This is a genomic window from Providencia manganoxydans, assembly GCF_016618195.1.
Taxonomy (GTDB): Bacteria; Pseudomonadota; Gammaproteobacteria; order Enterobacterales; family Enterobacteriaceae; genus Providencia; species Providencia manganoxydans.
Genome location: NZ_CP067099.1, coordinates 623,704 through 642,786, shown reverse-complemented (window position 1 = coordinate 642,786; position 19,083 = coordinate 623,704). Strand labels below are relative to the sequence as shown.

16 protein-coding genes are annotated in these 19,083 nt (G+C 36.5%); 4 read left to right on the top strand and 12 right to left on the bottom strand.

Annotated elements, in window-relative coordinates; genetic code table 11:
- Positions 1 to 38: 38 nt before the first annotated feature.
- On the top strand, positions 39 to 632 hold the full coding sequence (locus JI723_RS02770; protein ID WP_272581121.1) for a glutathione S-transferase family protein: 594 nt from the start codon (positions 39 to 41) through the stop codon (positions 630 to 632).
- A 43-nt stretch (positions 633 to 675) separates the two neighbouring features.
- Here the strand turns inward: JI723_RS02770 and JI723_RS02765 are convergent, their stop codons facing one another.
- Complete coding sequence (locus JI723_RS02765) at positions 676 to 1,098, bottom strand: DoxX family protein (RefSeq protein WP_272581178.1); 423 nt, start codon at positions 1,096 to 1,098, stop codon at positions 676 to 678.
- Between the two features lie 492 nt (positions 1,099 to 1,590).
- On the opposite strand from JI723_RS02765, the gene JI723_RS02760 reads away from it, so the two are divergent.
- Positions 1,591 to 2,646, top strand: a complete 1,056-nt coding sequence (locus tag JI723_RS02760) for an AraC family transcriptional regulator (protein ID WP_272581122.1) — start codon at positions 1,591 to 1,593, stop codon at positions 2,644 to 2,646.
- Here the strand turns inward: JI723_RS02760 and JI723_RS02755 are convergent.
- The 6 genes from JI723_RS02755 to JI723_RS02730 form a co-directional block, all read right to left on the bottom strand.
- Positions 2,634 to 3,422, bottom strand: coding sequence for a MoaF C-terminal domain-containing protein (locus tag JI723_RS02755; protein ID WP_272581123.1), 789 nt, complete (start codon positions 3,420 to 3,422; stop codon positions 2,634 to 2,636). The two genes, JI723_RS02760 and JI723_RS02755, sit on opposite strands and share 13 nt — an antisense overlap.
- A gap of 20 nt (positions 3,423 to 3,442) precedes the next feature.
- Entirely contained in the window at positions 3,443 to 4,495 is a 1,053-nt protein-coding gene (locus JI723_RS02750; RefSeq protein ID WP_319068340.1) for a RidA family protein, read from the bottom strand.
- A gap of 69 nt (positions 4,496 to 4,564) precedes the next feature.
- Positions 4,565 to 5,704, bottom strand: a complete 1,140-nt coding sequence (locus tag JI723_RS02745) for a class II histone deacetylase (RefSeq protein WP_319068338.1) — start codon at positions 5,702 to 5,704, stop codon at positions 4,565 to 4,567.
- 56 nt (positions 5,705 to 5,760) lie between these two features.
- Positions 5,761 to 7,425, bottom strand: coding sequence for an amidohydrolase (locus tag JI723_RS02740; RefSeq protein WP_337979763.1), 1,665 nt, complete (start codon positions 7,423 to 7,425; stop codon positions 5,761 to 5,763).
- 11 nt (positions 7,426 to 7,436) lie between these two features.
- Positions 7,437 to 9,209, bottom strand: a complete 1,773-nt coding sequence (locus tag JI723_RS02735) for an SDR family NAD(P)-dependent oxidoreductase (protein WP_337979762.1) — start codon at positions 9,207 to 9,209, stop codon at positions 7,437 to 7,439.
- A 12-nt stretch (positions 9,210 to 9,221) separates the two neighbouring features.
- Positions 9,222 to 10,427, bottom strand: a complete 1,206-nt coding sequence (locus JI723_RS02730) for an MFS transporter (protein ID WP_319068331.1) — start codon at positions 10,425 to 10,427, stop codon at positions 9,222 to 9,224.
- A 496-nt stretch (positions 10,428 to 10,923) separates the two neighbouring features.
- Here JI723_RS02730 and chiP point away from each other — a divergent pair, with 496 nt between their 5' ends.
- Positions 10,924 to 12,312, top strand: a complete 1,389-nt coding sequence (gene chiP, locus JI723_RS02725; protein WP_319068328.1) for a chitoporin ChiP — start codon at positions 10,924 to 10,926, stop codon at positions 12,310 to 12,312.
- 77 nt (positions 12,313 to 12,389) lie between these two features.
- Here chiP and JI723_RS02720 read toward each other — a convergent pair whose 3' ends face one another.
- From JI723_RS02720 to JI723_RS02705, 4 genes are read right to left on the bottom strand one after another with little or no spacing between them, the layout of a single operon-like run.
- On the bottom strand, positions 12,390 to 12,959 hold the full coding sequence (locus JI723_RS02720) for a molecular chaperone TorD family protein (RefSeq protein ID WP_272581130.1): 570 nt from the start codon (positions 12,957 to 12,959) through the stop codon (positions 12,390 to 12,392).
- 36 nt (positions 12,960 to 12,995) lie between these two features.
- A complete protein-coding gene (locus tag JI723_RS02715; RefSeq protein ID WP_140178868.1) occupies positions 12,996 to 13,895 on the bottom strand; it encodes a dimethyl sulfoxide reductase anchor subunit family protein in 900 nt (299 codons plus the stop codon).
- Positions 13,892 to 14,533 carry a DMSO/selenate family reductase complex B subunit gene (locus tag JI723_RS02710; protein ID WP_070927278.1) on the bottom strand — a complete coding sequence of 214 codons (642 nt, stop codon included), beginning with the start codon at positions 14,531 to 14,533 and terminating at the stop codon, positions 13,892 to 13,894. The genes JI723_RS02715 and JI723_RS02710 overlap by 4 nt, the downstream gene beginning before the upstream one ends.
- On the bottom strand, positions 14,530 to 16,947 hold the full coding sequence (locus JI723_RS02705; RefSeq protein ID WP_272581132.1) for a DMSO/selenate family reductase complex A subunit: 2,418 nt from the start codon (positions 16,945 to 16,947) through the stop codon (positions 14,530 to 14,532). The genes JI723_RS02710 and JI723_RS02705 overlap by 4 nt, the downstream gene beginning before the upstream one ends.
- 114 nt (positions 16,948 to 17,061) lie before the next feature.
- On the opposite strand from JI723_RS02705, the gene JI723_RS02700 reads away from it, so the two are divergent.
- Positions 17,062 to 17,835: an AraC family transcriptional regulator gene (locus JI723_RS02700; protein ID WP_140178863.1), complete on the top strand. Its 774-nt coding sequence runs from the start codon at positions 17,062 to 17,064 to the stop codon at positions 17,833 to 17,835.
- 139 nt (positions 17,836 to 17,974) lie between these two features.
- On the opposite strand, the gene JI723_RS02695 is transcribed toward JI723_RS02700, so the two are convergent.
- Entirely contained in the window at positions 17,975 to 19,078 is a 1,104-nt protein-coding gene (locus JI723_RS02695; RefSeq protein ID WP_070927282.1) for an adhesin, read from the bottom strand.
- Positions 19,079 to 19,083: the final 5 nt, after the last annotated feature.

Here is a 19,083-nt window from a genome sequence, read left to right as displayed (position 1 = left end):
TTATGATTACACCTCAACTTAATCATAAGGAAAAGATCATGAGCTCACTAACACTGTACACCAATTCAATGTCGCGCGGTAATACGGTTGATCTACTATTTAAGCTACTCAACGTACCGTACCAGCGTATTGAACTCGACTATGGTGAGGAAATGCACACTAAAGAATATCTTGCAATTAATCCAATGGGAAAAGTGCCTGCATTAGTCGATGGCGATAAAATTATTACCGAAACTGCCGCTATCTGTGTCTATTTAGCCGATAAATTTATTGAGAAAGGTTTGGCTCCCGCATTAGGAGCACCTGAACGCGCTGATTATTACCGTTGGTTCTTTTTCACTGCGGGTCCAATTGAAGCTGCATTTACTGCTCATGCTATGGGCTTAGAATTAGATGCCGAACAACAAAAAATGTCAGGTTTTGGTTCATTAGAACGAGTAATGGATTGTTTAGAGACTGGGATCGCCAACGCTGCTCCTTATATTTGTGGAAAACAGCTCACTGCGGTTGATGCATATATCGGCTCATTTTTACTGTTCTTAGAAAAAATTAATTTCCTTAAACCTACTGCCGTAATACACAATTACTTACAGGCTCTCAAATCACACAAAGCCTTTATAGAAAGAATGTGACCATGATCAGTTACGGCCATCAAACTCGATGGCCTTACAATATTTAACGCCAATTTGGGTTTTTGATAATAGAGAACCGCCCCGCTCCCATCAATGCCAAAGCAATAGAGCCAACAAAAAAGTAAACGATACTTTCTATTGCCCACGCACCTGTTTTTTCAAGTACAAAAGTTTTATCTAAACCGACCATCAACCATGCAACCACCATAGTGAAAGCAACCAAAAGTGCCGATGGTCGTGTTAAAATACCCAGAATAATCAAAATAGGCGCGACCACTTCACCTAAGATGGTCCCATACGCAATAAATTCAGGTAAACCGTAAGCAGCTAACATGGCTTTAACACCGCTAGCTCCCGTTAATAATTTACTCATGCCATGGAACAACATGAGCCCACCAATAGTAATGCGCAATAATAACTTTCCAGCATCGTCATGCGCCAACAACCGATTAAAGAAACCTAACACCATATACCCCCTAACTAAAATATTTCTTGTTATTTATTATGGATAGCAGCGAAAAAAATGAGGATCATATTTATTCGTAATTGTTATACCAGTATCATTTTTATCTGCAACTGTGACTAATACTTTAGTGGTATAACGCAAAGTTTCTTACAGTGATTTGAATATAAGGCAATAAAGACAAACATAACAAATCTATTTACGACCACCTTAAAAAGACCATCACTTATGGCGATAAAAATAATGAATTCTAAATCTATTATCCCTTTTGTATATAAATACCATCAGTATTTTATGTATGAGAGTAAACATTAATTAACCATATCTATTAATTAATATAAAAAGGGATGAAATTGATTTAATTTATCTATATAAAGTGATAACCATACAAAATCGTTGCTATTTAGTTAGTAACATGTAAATTTATTATCTAAAAATGATGAATTGGTGTATTTAATTCATAAAAATAGTATCTCCTTAATACGAGACATCAATATGAAAAAAGAAAATAGTATTCATCACTCTAGTCATTCATACATACACCAACTCAAATTATCTGAGATAATAAGTTATTTGCAATCAATAGATGTCCCTTTCTCATATAGATCGAAAGTTTTATATAATAAATTTAAGCTATTAAAGCTAACTGAGGTCGCCCCAATACAGGTATATAACGAATTTTTACGATTAATCGCTTATGAAACCAAAGACTTACAATGGTGCGCTAAAGCTGGACTTTCCTCTTGTAATCATAACTACTCTCCTATTGGAGAGATTTTTATGTCTGCAAAGACATTATATGATGCCTTAATTGAATTGAATAAATATACCGATTTATTTCAAGGTAAAACTAACACAAATATTATCATAGAAAATCATAAAGCTTTTGTTAACTATGAAGTCAGTATACTTAAGCCTGATTTTTATAGATTTGATATTGAGTATAGTCTGTTTCGTTTAGTGAGCCAATTACGTGAGCGATTGGGGGAAAACTGGGTACCTGATTCATTTCATTTTCAATATGCACTCACTAAAAAAGACAAAGAAAATTTAAAAAAAATAATTCCGACTCATTATGAAGACAATGCTAAATTCAATGCGATTTCATTCAGTGAACATTGGCTTCATGATAATTTTAACCAAAAAGAGTATGATGAAACCTTTATTTTTTTCTTAAAAAACCATTTGGACAGACTCAAACACTCAACAAGTATGCCTGCATCAATGAGTACACGAGTTCAAGACATTGTTCATCAATATATTTTATCTGAGAAAGATATTTCACTCTCTTGTATAGCCTCTAAATTATATATCTCACCGAGAACGCTTCAGAGGAAACTGGCAAAAGAGAACATCAATTTTTCAGATATTCTCGATAAAATTCGTTGTGATATTTCAATTAACAAACTCGTTGAAGAAAACATCAGAATTGATAGCCTAGCTGAATTGCTAGGCTATACCGACAGTGCCGCATTTTCAAAAGCCTTCAAACGCTGGACTGGTTCACCACCGCTACAATACATTAAAAAAAATAGTCATCACAAAGCATAAAGGCTATGTTCATCTAACCTTTTGTTAATTTTTTTCATGTACGCTCCAATAGGAATACTAAACCATTGTTGATCCGTGTAACCAATAGCAAACCCTGTATTCCGCATTGATTCCATATCCAGTATCAAGATAATCGCCACATCCACTGCTCGTTCCCTGAAACCTAATAAATAGACATTATCTCTAATTTTTAAATAACTTGCTTGGTCACAATCACAATCACCATGACGCACACCACCATAGATATGGTAAGCATACCACTGACTATTAATATAGATATGTTCTACTGCGGTCGTATCACTATATTCATTTAAAATATGTAATCCTATCAAATCACGAGTTTCTGTTGGTAACAGCGTATTTGAATGGTTACCAATAATCCTACCAATATGGTAGTTTTGTTCAAAACGAGGTGATGTTTTTTTGCTCGGTTGATATTGAGAAACAAATAAAACAACATTGTTATTATTCAAATCTAAGATCAGAACTGTGTGAGCAAAATCCACATTACCTTTTGATAACTCAATCAAAAAAACACCTTGCGCAGCTTCAGTTAAATCACTGATTTGCCTATTTTTGTTATCAAAATAATCACTAAGAAATATACTATTCGTCTTGATCCTATCATTTTCATCAATACAAAAATAAAAACTCTCATTATTTAAAAAAAGATTGAATTCAATATTTATAATCTCATTACTTCTTTTCAACCTATTTTTCTTTAACTCATTAGTAAAGGTATCAAATGATATATCATGAATTAGTTGCTCAGTCATATTATCACCTATTATATGAATTAAAATGAATGAATATTTATTTCTAAAAAAGACTTATTATTCATTAGTTTTCTAACTGGAAGTGTCTCTATGATATAATTATCTATATTAGCATTGTTTAATTTCATCATCAGTTCATCATGTATAATATCAATATAGACCTCGCTGCTACTTTTACTCTTAACATATTTTGTTGTAATTCTAATACTTGGTGATACGTTATTCTTTAATAAGTTATCAAGATGATTTTTGGCATGATTAAAGCTATCATACAAGTCTAAATTAAGTTGAAAACATGCATAACTAATAGGCTCATCTGAAGTGGAGTTTTTGTTCTTAACAAAACCATCGATTTCAATTAAAAAATCATCAGTAGCCATACCATCACAATACGTGACATTAATATTACAGTTAATCGCAAGTGTATTATCTGTATATTTAGCAATTTCTTGCTTTATCAATTCGACTGCGGTTTGGTAAGCAATATCGCTACGTAAATAAACATTCAATAAAAATATATCATCCATCAGATAATCAAGCTCGATAATTGAATGATTGATTTTTTGAAATACAACTTCAATTTGTTCCTCTAAAGTACTGCTCACATAATAAGAATTAATAGCATCATCTACAACTTCCAAGGCTTCCGTACCGGTAATATAAAGAAGTTTTTCATATATTAAAGAACGACTTACATCCATTTTCATAGTGTTAAAAGGTAAACATAAAACATCTGTTTTTTTACATGGAAAAATAAATTCGATCGCGACCAATGCATTATCAAACAATAGTTTAGGAAGCTTAATAATAGTACCTACAGGTTTTTTCTCTCCATATCCTTTAGATATTTTTCGACCAACCTCATGAAATTGATTAATTGCATAAATAGGTTCAACTTCGCCACTTTTAACTGCAATAGTATGTTTCAACATATCAGCATAGCTGATACCCATTTTATTTAAAATGTCATTAACCTCTATAATAATACTATTTAATTGTGAGTCAAAATTTCCTGTATAACAAGATGAATGCCATCCGACAATAATACAGTCATTTGTTTTTAATATATTCATGGTTAAACACCTTATTAATAGATGGGAGTAATACTAGAACGATTTTTTTAGTATCGAGAATTTAATTGTTTATAAACCTAATTTGATAGCCTGATAATTAATAAGGTTTTCTTGTAAATCTTTTAATGCTTCTGGAATACGTTGCTGTTGAATAAATGAAATAAAAGGATCAATAACATGCGTTTTTATTCCACTTAACCCTTCCAATGCAGCCAACGCACAAAAAGGAACATAGTGCTCTGAATAGCCACCTTCATGAACAACCACGACTTTCCCGTGACAAATATCCTCTGCTATAGCCACAATGCTTTCCATCATTTCTCTAAAACTTTGGCTATGAAGTTGCATATGGCCTAAAGGATCAAAAGTGCTTGCATCATATCCACTACCAACAATAATGATATCAGGTTTATAAGTGGTTAGAGCAGGAAGCACTATTGTTCTTAGTGCATATAAATATTCATCGTGCCCACATCCAGGTAATAAAGGAATATTAATATTAAAACCTAATCCTTCCCGACTACCTTGTTCTTCAACTCCCCCCGAATTAATTGGGAAACAATTATCTTGATGCATTGATATTGTGAGAACTTTATTATCATCATAAAAAATGGCTTGAGTGCCATTTCCATGGTGAACATCCCAATCTAATATGGCAACTTTGTTTGCCCCTAAACATTCCAAGGCATATTTAGCCGCAATGCTGCTATTTGCGAGATACGTGGCTCCCATCGCTTTATCAGGTAAAGCATGATGTCCCGCAGGAACACAAACAGCATAAGCTCTATTTAATGAACCTTGCATAACATGATGAACCGCAGCTTTTGCTTGTCCAGCTGATAATAATGCAATTTGATAACTTCCAGGACCGAAAGCAGCTTGTAAGCCGAGTTCTCCTCCCTCATTTTCACTCAACTCAATAAAATTATTTAAATACTCTTCTGTGTGCACTCGAGCTGCGTCATTATAAGTAATTGGTACGCCACTACTGGTAAATAAATGATCTTTCATACCACTAATATCAATTAATGATTTAAATCGACGCACACAACTTGCAGAACTAGCACCAAATTCATTAGTTGCAAAAGGTTGCAGCCAATTCATTTGATTGTGTCCTAAAGGCGACGATTTATGGCTACGGCCCCATAAACAATATTCATGATAAAAAAAGCCCGTTTTAATTGCTGGATTTTTAATCGTACAAAGCATAATCCCTCCTCTAAAAAATAGTGAAATTCAAGACTTTTTAACGGTATAAAAGCGGCTTACCGCTCGTAAACCACTTTTCCATTACAAATAGTTGTCACTACTTTTGTTTTTCCTATTTGATCGGGAGGGATGGTAAATATGTCGTGACTCAGTATTTGTATATCGGCAAATTTACCAATTTCGATAGAGCCAAGCTCATCTTCTAAATGTTCTTGAATAGCGCCATTTATCGTATACATACGAATAGCATCTTCAATATTGCAAGCTAATTCAGCTTGATAAACTTTATTGTTTTTTGCTCTGCGCGTAACTGTAAATTCAAGCCCTTCTAACCAATTAAACGGGAAACAACAGGCATCTGATCCCGCCGCCACAGTAACTCCTTCATTAATATATGACTGCCAATCAAATAACTTAGCATTGTATTCATCAGGAATGAGCTGTTTAATACCGTCGATAATGCTATAACCGGCAACAGGTTGACAGGAAAGCAAAATATTATTTTTCGCCATTATTTTTGCATTATTTATAGTGAGATCATCACCATGAATAATAAAATGGCGCAGATCTTTATTAGGCATTATTTTTTCTGCATAAGAAAAAGCATCGATCGCGGCATCAATCGTTTTCCCCCCTATAGCATGGATCCCAACCTGCCAGCCTAAGCAATGCAATTCAATTATTGTTTTTTTGAGCTCTGCTATTTGTTGTTCAATATTATTACCTGAAAATGTTAATTCACCATGATAGCCATTACAGGCAGTTCTAATACAGGGTGAACTATCGCCAAACAATTTGATGGTATCAATTTTTAACCATGATTTATCAAGGCCAACAGGAAACTCAAATTCTTCAATGCCAGCTATAATATGCTCAAAACTATGGATCCCATCTTTAGCCGCAAAAAGATCGACGCTGACTCGAGCCAATAATTTATTTTCATCATGGAGTTCCTTATATAATTGAATAATTCGACTACTCCATGCGCCATGAAATAAATGCTCACCACCAGGTCCTAAAATATCGGTATAGCTAGTGATCCCATTTTGTAATAAATGTCTTTGAACCAATAAAATATACTTTTTAAGCTCTTCATCGGATAACTGGGGGAGATGTTTACCAACAAGATTCATTGCTCCCCATTCAAAAATAATTCCATTCAAATCACCTTGATCGTCTAAACCTACTCGCCCTACTTCCCTTGGCAAATTGGTCAGATTCATTTCAAGCTTATCAATAACACTCTGATTTACAATTAAATTATGCAAGCTAAAATCACTAAAACTTGCCATTTTTTCTGGTATTCGATCAGTTAAATATGATTTACTAAGACTAAAGCTTTGGTTATTTTCATCACTGAGCTCAAATTGGCATCCAATGCCGTATATCCAATCCCTATTTTTTTCGGTGCATAAATGAGCATCTAGCTGCTTATCAAAATCACATTTTGTTTTACTTTCAAATAGATTTAAAAAGTCTCCTGAAATCAACATACCTGTATGCGTAGCATGGATATGCGCATCATGAACTGCGGGTAAAACTAGTTTATTATCTGCATCAATAACACGAGTTTGATGGCCTATTTTTCGTTTAATTGCCTCATTACTACCGACAGCTACAATCCTGCCTTTTAGAATAGCGATAGCTTCTGCAAATGAAAAATCTTTATCCACCGTAGCAACTTTTGCATTAATAATTACTAAATCAACTCCCTGACTCATTATTTATCACCTTAGGTTGGAATATAATTCAATGGATAATTCAACGAGTTAAGCGAAATAATATGAGCGCCAGCAGGTATGTTGATCATCTTATTGACGTCAGAAAGATTTCCCCAACCTTTCCCTGTGGTGGTTTTATTATCAAGGTCATAAACAAATACAAAAGATAGGTCGATAAGTAGCTCTCGCCAAGTCACCACATAAATTGAATCATCAAATTTATAGTAACTAACTCGATCGCAGCCCCCATCCCCCTTTCTTATTCCGTTAATCACGTTATAACAATACCAGTGTGAATTAATATAAATATGCTCATAAACGGTAGGTATTGAAGTCGAGTAACAATATAACGATCGGCTCCCGATTAAATCTTTTGTAATATGAGGATATTGGCTGTGTTCAACTTGATGATTCCCCGTTAATACAATCGCTGGCGTAAAATACTGTTGATAATTCGAGGCTAATTTTAGTGGTATAGGGGCATTTTGGTCAGGCGTACTCGCTGGTTGATAACGTGTCAACACAAACAGTGCCTTATTGGTTTTAAAATCTATCGCTATTGATGCAGTGATCTCTGTATTTTCAGTAAATAAAAGATCGACAAAAAACAAGTTATCACGAACTTCAATCAACTCATAATTAGCGATAGAAGGAATTGAAACCTCAGGGTGATGATACCCTTCTATCGTGCAAGTCTCCTGTTCAAAGAACATTTCGATAATCGAATCTTCAGTTTTAAATTCAATACCTGTCAGCTCCAATTTCTGGCTTTGAGGTAATCGATTATGTGCAAGTTCTCCGTAACTAATTTCATAGGCAAGCTTAGCCGTTTCAGGAAAGACTTCATTGACCATTTCTTCTGACAGTTGCCAAAGTTTTTTCCCAAATTCCGTATCTAAAACCCATGGAATGACCCCTGTTCCTTGGCGAGTATCGCCATTAACTTGAGAGTAATTACAATGCTCTAAGAAAATCCCGCCTTTATTAGCAAATTCAGGATGGCAAAGTGCCATGATTTGGGTTGCTACCCCCGCCTGCAATGATTTCACAGGGACTTTGTCAGTGTCTTGTTTCTCCGCCAATTCATTAAAATCATCATGTTGTAAATGCAAATGAAGATTGGTATCCAGCACAATACCAGGAGCTACAGCAAATGCGCGGACATTATAGTCTTTCCAGCGCCGATCAAATTCAAACGCAAATAACACATTCGCTGATTTAGACTGACCATAAGCTGTCCAGCGGCTATATTCACGATGATTGAAATTAGGATCGACTAAATCAACATTGCTTAGGCGGTGCGCCCCCGATGTCATCATTACAATTCGCGCGCCTTTTAATAAACAAGCAGTCAGCCGATTAATTAAAACAAAATGCCCTAAATGATTAACACCAAATTGTTGTTCAAATCCATCGACTGTATATTTAAAATCCGTCGCCATAATTCCGGCATTACCAAGTACACCATCTAACTTAGTACTTTCTAATTGCAACTCCTTAGTAAAACGACGGATATCTGCCAGTGAAGCTAAATCAAGTAATCGAATTTCAAATAAACTTGAGTCAAATTGTGAAATTAATTCTTCATAAAGTGTTTGTTTCTTTTCTTCTGTTCGTACAGTCAGTATAACGCAGCCATCATGACTTAGTATTGCTTTAGCAGATTCCTTTCCTAAACCAATGTTAGCTCCCGTAATTAAATATTTTTTGTCTTTAAGTGAGATACCATTTAATACTTCTTGCCATGTCGTATGAACATGATAATTATTTAAATTTTCTTTCATTAGTATTAGGCCTTATTTATTTTTACTTGATTTAAATATAATTTTCATAATGATGGCCATAGAGATTATCAGCATTATAAGATTGAATAGAAACATTGAAGAAAAGCTAACTCTTTCGATAAACATACCACTAAGCATTGGTCCTAATGCTATTCCTAAGCCTAATGATAATGAAACAAGGTTCATCGTATTTCCATCAACTTCATACTCTGCTGCAATACTCATTGTAAAAGGTAAAATCAATGTCCAGATATATTTAAATGCATAACAACTAACAATAACCAGTAAAACATTAATATTCATGTACATTGCCAAAACAGAAGCAATTAAGAATATAAAGCAAGTTACAATAACAAAATTCACTTTTTTACTGAACAAAATAGATGTCCCTGCACCTAATATCCCAACCATACTGGATGAACCTAGGACATTATAAACAACGGATAGCTCTACATTTAATGATGTTAAATACCCACCAATAAATGTCCATACACCAGCAACTACAAGGTTAAATAGAAAAATACCTGCGAGGCATAAGTACATATCTTTTCTTATTGCATAAGAACGAGGTTCAATTCCTTGCTGTGATTGTGATTTTTCCTTGAAGATATTTTCTTCTTTCATACGCCAAATTGAATCAATACCTTTTGTTAATGGCAATACACAAACTAGCAGTATCGATACAAAAAGATAAACAGAAAATATGCCATATTCACCAAGAAATAAAGGAAGTATAAACAGCCCCAAACTACCTAAAATAATCTGACTAAACAAAGAGATACTAAATGCTCGGTACGAATTTGGTAACAATGCCATACTTGAATTGGTAATAATAAAAATTGTAGAGCCTGATATTGCGGCTAAAATCCTTACTGCTATATATAAATTAAAATGATCTTTAATTAGAAAACCAGAAATTATATTCAATATTGCTGTCAAGTAAATCATCGCAACAAATATATGATACCAATTAATCTTAGTTTTTAACCAGAAGAAAGCCAATATATTCGCTGTCATACCTGTTAATATTTCAATCATATAAATAAAGCCCACCTTTTCAGGCGAAAATCCAAGTTCTTTATCCATCTGTATAGATATTAAAGGCGCCCATAAAAACATCATAGGTATAAATACACCACCAATTATAGGTGCTAAATATATTTTCCATGTTACTAATGGTAATCTGTGTGACTTTATAGATCCGACTGATTCGCTCATATAAAACCCTTGGTTAATTTTTATTTTCATTAATATATATATGAATTTTTTCTTTATTTAATAGCTGAAGATGACATTTTTTTGTCCTTATGCGACACATTGGAAAACATTGACAGTCAATCACATAAAAAAAGAACATATTATTTTATTATCTTAGCTCTATTAATTGTTTCTCATTGACATTTATAAATAACAAAAAAAATTAAATTCATTTAAAAAACAAAGAATAGAAATAATATTTAAGCATAAAGTCTATACATAATCATCTAAACAGAACAAAAATCCACTTTATCTTATTAAAGCAAGTATAATGACTAACTTTCAATACATTTATCAACTAACCGCATTTATCATACTAAAATAGACATTTTCAGATTGCTTAATTTCTGACAAAAAATATAACTATTATGGGAATAATATTTTATTAAGTTATTGCCCACCTCCTATATATATAAAATAAAAATTAATTAACTCAAGAGATATTGAGGAATAAAGAATGGCTAATTCAATGAGCAAGCATACTAAAAAGCTATTAGCATTAGAGATATTTTCGATATTAACTGCATCCTGCTATATTCCAAAAATCAATGCAGAACCTTTTTTTGAAGATTCAACATTAAAAGGTGGTATTTATTATTGGCAAAGAGATCGCTCAAGAAAAGACACTACAACCAATAAATACTCAGATAACTTAAAGCATTCTTCAGCGAATGTTGCCTTAGATTTTTCATCTGGATATATTCAAGATTTTATTGGTTTCGATTTCACAGGTTTTTACGCGTTTGAGCTTTCTAATGCTGGCCCTGCGGCCCCAAATGAAATTGGTCTTAGCGATGCAAAAACGGTTTGGGATGAAAAATGGAAAGGTGACCGTAGTGGATTTACATTCACCAAAGCAGCAACCAAATTAAAAGCCGGACCATTTTGGGCTAATGTAGGTTATATACAACCCGCAGGGCAAACATTGCTGGCACCTAACTGGAGTTTTTTGCCTGGCACATATCGAGGAGCTGAATTAGGTGCTGAGTTTGATGCTGACTCAAATGGTAAATTTAACATTTCCTACATGTGGACAGATGAGTATAAAGCACCATGGTATACCACAATGTATGATTTCCGTATGGCTGATGGCTCAACCCCAATTGATTACCTGCATTCATTAGGCGTCAAATATGACGCTAAAAATAAATTGGTATTAGAAGCCGCAGTGGGCGAAGCGCCAGATTATATGGAACAGTACTTTGGTAAATTGTCTTATGCCTTCCCTCTCGCTGAACGAGATCTCAGACTGTCCTATCAGTTTTATGGTGCAAATGACAAAGACAATAGCGGCGGGGTCAACGATGTATATGATGGCTTTGCATGGTTACAAGCCTTAACTCTCGGTTATACTTATGACTCATTTGATTTTCGTCTAGAAGGAACCATGATCCATTCACCGGGTCGGATGGGCTACTTTTTACAACGTTTAACTAATCATTATGGCTCTTCTAATGGTCGGTTAGATATTTGGTGGGATGGCCGCTCAGACTTTAACGCCGATGGTGAAAAAGCCTTATTTGCTGGTGTAACGTACGATTTAACCAATTGGGATCTTGCTGGTTGGAAAGTCGGAACATCATATATTCATGGTTGGGATGCAAAACCGAATACAAATATTACCTCTAGTGTAGATCCAAATAAACGTCTCACTGAAAGTGCATGGAATTTTGATATTATGTATACCATCCAATCAGGAAAAGCGAAAGACACAACATTTAAACTGCACTATACACGCTATGATAACCATTCCAATATTCCAAGTTGGGGTGGTGGTTATAATAATGTCTTCCAAGATGAAAAAGATATTAAATTTGCTGTGATAGCTCCGTTTACTATTTTTTAACTTAAAATTATTTAGTCCATAAATAAAATTAAAACGGGAGCGATGGAATTTCTCCCGTTTACTTATTCATCATAGAACTATCGGCGACATTGATTAACAGTAACTAATGTTAACTCTGTCAGAGCTGTATAAAATGGGCTATCAACAACACGATTAAATTGTGTTGCAAATAACGGTAACCAAGTCCCTAAATGTGCATCAAGTAACTCAATTAATGCCTTTTCTCGTATTTCTGAAGCAAGAACGGCAGCTTGAAATAACATTAATCCTATGTGATCTGAGGGTTCAGGATAATTAGTCTGTAATTTTAATCTTTCTCGTTTTAAAAACTCACTTAGTGCAACTGTTGATGATCCATGCAGCACACCTTCAGGATCTAAATACACCGATCCCCAAGGAGGAGCCGGTAAACTATTAGGACCAATAAATAACTCTACCCACTGAGTATTTAATTGTTCAAAATTGATTTCTAGTGCACTTTTAATTTGTTGACTCAATGAGTTACCTATTTTACAAGGCCACTGCTCTGCAAAATTTTCCGTCTTAAAAAAATTCAGTGCACTATGACTTGTTTCATCACTTGGTGCAAATAAATAACAAGTCCCTAGTAGGTTAAAAGCCGCAGCATAATGCGAAAAATGGATCATAAGAAACGTCTAAACCTTTTAAAGCCACTATTAATGTTAAATATGAATATAATAAAAACAGTAACGCAGCATAAACTCCCCTACAATAGCGCCACAGCATCCCAATACTAAAAATTTCTGACGACTCACAGTAGCTACATTACCTAGATGAGTTTTAGTTCGAAGGAACACGCTATATCCAAGCACAAATACTGCAACTATTGCTATCCCCCAACCGACTAGCCGTAATGAAGCGATATCTTGATAAGCCTCAATGGAGGAAATCGGAAACGTAATTGATTCATTATTATACGAAGTATCGGCCAGATAACGTTCATAATAAGGTTGATATAACAGTCTAATAAATAAACTGGCACTAATAACGGCACACAGACCCCACCCCCATTGGTAAGGTAAATGTTTAACGACATTCTCTTGCTTATACTTTAGCAACAAATTAACTAATAAATAATATCCAGCCGCCCCCAGTGTGAATGTAGCGCCATAAAACATTAGATAAGTATTATCACTCATCCATACTAGCATTGATGTATAACGATAAATCGATGCCATTGCATAAACATCACATAGCCCAGCGACAGCTGCTAAACTCAATAATGGATAAGAGAACTCTTTCTTAAACCATGCCCATAAAAATGCCAATCCTAAAAAGGTAAAGTAAGTCGCAGTCAATACCACTTCCCGACTGAGCCAAGACGAGAAAATATTCAACAACGAGTTTGGTGCATTAAGTGGCACACCTAAATGAGTAATTGAAGAAATCAATCCTATTCCAGCAAAAACACAACCAACAAAAAGGTAACCAAGTAAAAATGAACGACTAATCCCCCGCTCGAATAAACCCGCTAATTTTTTAGCGGAGAGAACTAACATTAAAGTTAGACCAATAGAGGTTTGCATCAAAAACGTAAACAGTAATAATGGCCATTCATTCATTTTTTCTCTCCTTGAGATGTCATAGTATGACGCCCTGCACCTTGATGTGGGTGGATAACCAAATTTGGATGAGTAATCGATGAATCAGGTAACCCTTTTACATCGGCTAGTGAGCCATAGCGTTTTCTTAATTCGTCGATAGGACCAAATTGAATAGCACCTAAAGGGCAGGTTGCCACACAAACAGGAGATTCACCTTTTAGTTGTAAATCAATGCAAAAATCGCATTTAGACATTTGCTGAGTTTCTGGGTTCATCTGTGGTGCACCATAAGGACATGACCACGCACAAGTGCCACAACCAACACATTTGTCTGTATTAACTAGCACAATGCCATCACCTTCGCGTTTATGCATTGCCGTTGTTGGGCAGTTTTTAACACACATTGGGTCTTTACAATGGTTACATGAAATCGATAAGGTGTAAGCGAAGACATTATTTATCAGCCCACCCTTCCCGTTTTCAATAAACTCCCCCCCAGTGACTTCATAGACACGACGAAACTTGCGACCGACCTCAAGATTGTTTTTATCTTTACAAGAAACCTGACAGGCTTTGCAGCCAGAGCAACGTGCCGAGTCAATATAAAATCCTAACTGTCGATCACTAACCGCTGGCCGAATTTCAAACTTACTCATACTTTGCTTACCTCCACCAGTAAGGTTTGATGCGCATTACCATGTGCCATTGCAGTGCTGCGCGCAGAGGTTAATACGTTGGCACATCCACCTTGGTCAATGCCTTTCTCATCAGGCATCCACCATGCTCCCGCTTGTAAAGCGACAACTCCAGGCATGATCCTCTGCGTGATCTTAACGGGGACCATCGTCGTGCCACGGTCATTACTCACAGTAACTCGCTCACCATCAGCAATACCGCGTTGCTTAGCATCAATTGGGTTTATCCACAGCTCTTGTCGCTGAACTTCCTGTAGCCATGGATTTGCAAACTGGGTAGAGTTAGCACGATTTCGCCCTTTCCAAGTGATCAATTGCAAAGGGTAGCGAAGCGTTAAGCTATCTTCAGGGCCTTCAATCGCTGGGACATAATGTGATAAAGCAGGTATATCTCGATTGTTGCGGTCATATAACCGTTTAGAGAAAATTTCAATTTTCCCTGATGGCGTTTCAAATGGATGTGCTTCGATATCTTGAATATTTTTTTCGAAAGCAACATGACCTGTATGTGGCTTATGTTTTAATAAATGACGACGTTTAACTAACAGCTCATCAAATGTTGGGATACCATCTTCAGGGCGTTTTACATGCGCATCGTTCACTAAATATTCTATCCACTGTTTTTCGGTGCGCCCTTCACTAAATTGTTCACCAACCCCTAATTTATCAGCAACATCACACAACCAATCGTAGTCACTACGTCGCTCAAACTCAGGCTCGATCACTTTTTCGGATAAAATAATGTAATCACCCGGTCCCCAAGTTCCACCAATATTCCAACGCTCTAAAAAACTGGTTTCAGGTAATAACAAATCAGCGTACTTAGCACTTGGCGTGAGATAAAGATCGCTACAAACAATAAATTCGACTTTATTTTCATCTTCCAGTACTTGTGCTGCATGCAAAATATCAGGGTTCTGATTAGTCATATAATTTCCCGCAAGCGAGAAAATCATTTTAATTTCAGTATCCAATTTTTCTGCATTTTTTAAACCATTATCAGGTGTAACAAGTGCTGCATTTTCACAAGCTTGCACCCAATTCGTGATATTAATTTTCGCTTTCACTTGATTTTCAAATAAGCTAGGCCCTGCAATCGTTTTTCGTAAATCAGGTGTTACCGCCATTCCATATCCAGCGGCCCAACCTCCACGAACACCAACATTACCTGTTATCGTCGCAAGTAAAGTTGCACCTCGCGCAGAACGCTCACCACAAATATGACGCTGAGGCCCCCAACCTTGCATTAAGGCTGCTGGTTTGGTCGATGCATATTCTCTCGCTAACTGTTTGATAGTTTCTGCGGGGACTTTGGTTATCGGCTCTGCCCATTCAGGTGTCTTAGCAATACTATCTTTTTTACCCATTAAGTAAGCAACTAATGATTCGTTTTCAGCAACACCTTCTGGCATCTGATGTTCATCAAATCCAAGGGTATACTTATCAATAAACGCTTGGTCATGTAAATTTTCGCTGATAATCACATACATCATTGCATCCATCAGCGCATTATCTGTCGTAGGTAAAATGGGGATCCATTGATCTGCCAAAGATGAAGCCGTATCTGAATAACGTGGATCAACGACAATAAATTTAGTGCCGTTTTTCTTCATTTTTTGAAAATAATGGTTAGTATGACCAAAAATAGTCTCGTTTGGATTATGTCCCCATAAAATAACTAGCGGGGTATCTTCTAATGTATCGAGGGTACTACCACTGGCTGAGGTGCCATAAGTATAGGGTGTCACCGCCATCGTATTGCCATTGCTGACTGAATGGTAGTTTTCCAGAAATCCCCCCGTTAAATTAAACAAACGGCGTAGCATGTTAGCGCCTGAAAAAATACCTCCGGTTACCCCTGTACTTAGGCTCACAAAACGCGAAGCTGGGCCATATTGATCAGTGATACGTTGCCATTCACTCGCAATTAAACTGGTGGCCTCTTGCCAACTTATTCGTTCAAAGCGGCCTCCACCTCGCTTGCCAACCCGTTTCATTGGATATTTTAAGCGGTTTGGGTGATAGACAAATTTGCGATAGCTTCGCCCACGAACGCAAGCTCGCATAATAGGCATCTCTTCATCAAGATCCGCATCAGGCCGTGTACTAATACGTGTAACAACGCCTTCTTTAACATGCGCTCTGATATCACACTTACCACCACAGTCAAAACTACTGCAAGTCGAAACGACCCGTTCATTATCCTGAGTTGAGATGTTTTTTGTTGGAATAACTGACGGGTCTGTAGGAAGAGAGGCGACTGACTTAGATGCTAAGAAAGGAACAGCCATTAGTGCAGAGCTGCCTTGGATAAACCGGCGACGACTTAACGGGCCAATCAGTTGCTCATCCGACTGATTGTGCTTACTTTCCATAATAACTCTACCTCAAAGATACATTAGGTTGCCATGTCATAGTAAACATTTATTGAGTTGCCAACTTTCGAAAAATAGACAATGATATTTGAATCTCAGCCAATAAGGGTGACTATGCGAAATATCCCACTTAAAAGCGTCGATGACGTAAAGCGCGATGTGTTAGCGATCGGCACTGACTACCTCCCAAATGTCCTGCTCAATTCACACGTTCATCGACGTGCTCAATTTTTATACGGCGCGACAGGTCTCATTGAGGTGAGTACCGCTGACGGTGAGTGGGTTATCCCACCAGATAGTGGTGTTTGGATCCCTGAAAATACTGCACATGAAACACGTATGTTGAATGTAAGTACACGCAGCCTATATATCGAGCCTACCGCTGCCCCACGGCAAAATCAGAAATGCGAGGTATTGCGAGTATCTCCATTATTACGTCAGCTATTACTCGAATCTGTTGATATGCCAATAGAATATGATCTTAATGGGCGAGATGGTGTGTTGATCCAGCTGACGTTACATGAAATCGCCCGTGCTGCCCCCCTACCTTTTTATGCACCGATTCCCCGAGATGCAAACTTAGCTAAACTATGCCGAGAGTTCCTAAAATCACCGAAAATCACATCATTACCCCATGAATGGGCTGAAAAATTACATAAAAGTGAACGCTCTTTTAGTCGTTTTTTTGGGGCTCAAACTGGCTTGTCATTTTCAGATTGGCGCCAACAGGCTTGTTTACTTAGTGCTATCACGCATATTTCAGCTGGGAAATCGATCACTGAAGTCGCTTTTGACTTGGGATATAACAGCGTCGGATCGTTTTCAACCATGTTTAAAAAGTGGTTAGGGCAAACACCATCCAGTTTTATCCAACGTATCGCTCAATAGAAAAATCGGTTGAACCGTAAGCCAAACACCATGTAAGGAAAAGGACAAAAAGCGTCGACCTATCTAGGTATCATTCAAGGTGACGAGTCGATAACGGATGTTTACGGTCAACCAAAGTTGTTACATTTTTTGAAACTGGCTACTCATAAGTAGCGATCAACCATGCAGAGCCATGATAATTTCCAGCGACTGCATTTTCTCCTTTTATATGGCTGGCAATACTGATTATATTTTGTTCATTAAATTCAACCTGTAAAGATTGCCCTGTTTGCCCTGAAGCCTCATCTGTCAAGGTTAACTGGCTGTAAATAACATCACTATCATTCTCATCACTGACTAGAGGTAAGCGTTTCTGCGGATCGCTATCTTTTGCATAATCCAAACGTAAACGAACTTTTGTTCCAGAGGTAAATCGACAAGTGTAAATCACTTTTTCAGTCACTAAGCTGTCATAATTTATACTATTGAGCCCACCATGACTGAGACTCACCGTCTCTGTTTGCCCTGTACTAGCCATAGTTGAACATCTAGAACGAATATGTATTTGCGATGATGCCAAACGTAATGGTGTCGTTGTTTCATTTATTGGCCAATCATCATAAGGAGGAGCCTCACCTTTAGCGGTGAAAGCACGCACATAACCGGCTAAATCCATGGCTCCAATAACCAACTGACTATCAATAATTTTTTCATTTATATAAAATGTGATGCCTAAGGGAAAATAAGTGGTAAAGGCTGATGTTGAAAAAATTTCCTGCCCAAAGCCATTGGAACAAAGACCTGCATCACCTTTAACCCAATCCGTAAATTTTGTATCGATTGTCATCAGCAAATTACTGTGGATTTGGTAAGCCGCTTTTCCTTCAATAGTTATCCCTGACTTGGGTGGATAGATAAAAAGCCGATGGAAAGCATTTTGAGCAGGAATAGGTTTACTGGTATTTCCCCACACTCTCCCATGGCATTTTACCACCCCCGACACTTCCACTTCCGGCCCCGTATGACCAACATTGATAATATTGCCGATGCGATAATATTTGTCCCCATTAGATCCGATAACGGGTGTTTCTACTAATTGACTATCTCTCTCTAATCTAATGGTGTAACCAGTAGAAGGATCTTGAATTTGCCCTGCATAATCTGCGATGGCAATTGGAGATATCAACATTGATAGCAATAGCAATACCCTATTCCAACCTTTGTCAGCAACACCATTATCATGATGAAATTTTAAATCAAACATAGTTG

Bases quoted from the DNA above. Each gene is read 5' to 3' on its own strand.
- JI723_RS02770 (WP_272581121.1), top strand. From the start codon at position 39: ATGAGCTCACTAACACTGTACACCAATTCAATGTCGCGCGGTAATACG.
- JI723_RS02760 (WP_272581122.1), top strand. From the start codon at position 1,591: ATGAAAAAAGAAAATAGTATTCATCACTCTAGTCATTCATACATACAC.
- JI723_RS02755 (WP_272581123.1), bottom strand. From the start codon at position 3,422: ATGACTGAGCAACTAATTCATGATATATCATTTGATACCTTTACTAAT.
- JI723_RS02750 (WP_319068340.1), bottom strand. From the start codon at position 4,495: ATGAATATATTAAAAACAAATGACTGTATTATTGTCGGATGGCATTCA.
- JI723_RS02745 (WP_319068338.1), bottom strand. From the start codon at position 5,704: ATGCTTTGTACGATTAAAAATCCAGCAATTAAAACGGGCTTTTTTTAT.
- JI723_RS02740 (WP_337979763.1), bottom strand. From the start codon at position 7,425: ATGAGTCAGGGAGTTGATTTAGTAATTATTAATGCAAAAGTTGCTACG.
- JI723_RS02735 (WP_337979762.1), bottom strand. From the start codon at position 9,209: ATGAAAGAAAATTTAAATAATTATCATGTTCATACGACATGGCAAGAA.
- JI723_RS02730 (WP_319068331.1), bottom strand. From the start codon at position 10,427: ATGAGCGAATCAGTCGGATCTATAAAGTCACACAGATTACCATTAGTA.
- chiP (WP_319068328.1), top strand. From the start codon at position 10,924: ATGGCTAATTCAATGAGCAAGCATACTAAAAAGCTATTAGCATTAGAG.
- JI723_RS02720 (WP_272581130.1), bottom strand. From the start codon at position 12,959: ATGATCCATTTTTCGCATTATGCTGCGGCTTTTAACCTACTAGGGACT.
- JI723_RS02715 (WP_140178868.1), bottom strand. From the start codon at position 13,895: ATGAATGAATGGCCATTATTACTGTTTACGTTTTTGATGCAAACCTCT.
- JI723_RS02710 (WP_070927278.1), bottom strand. From the start codon at position 14,533: ATGAGTAAGTTTGAAATTCGGCCAGCGGTTAGTGATCGACAGTTAGGA.
- JI723_RS02705 (WP_272581132.1), bottom strand. From the start codon at position 16,947: ATGGAAAGTAAGCACAATCAGTCGGATGAGCAACTGATTGGCCCGTTA.
- JI723_RS02700 (WP_140178863.1), top strand. From the start codon at position 17,062: ATGCGAAATATCCCACTTAAAAGCGTCGATGACGTAAAGCGCGATGTG.
- JI723_RS02695 (WP_070927282.1), bottom strand. From the start codon at position 19,078: ATGTTTGATTTAAAATTTCATCATGATAATGGTGTTGCTGACAAAGGT.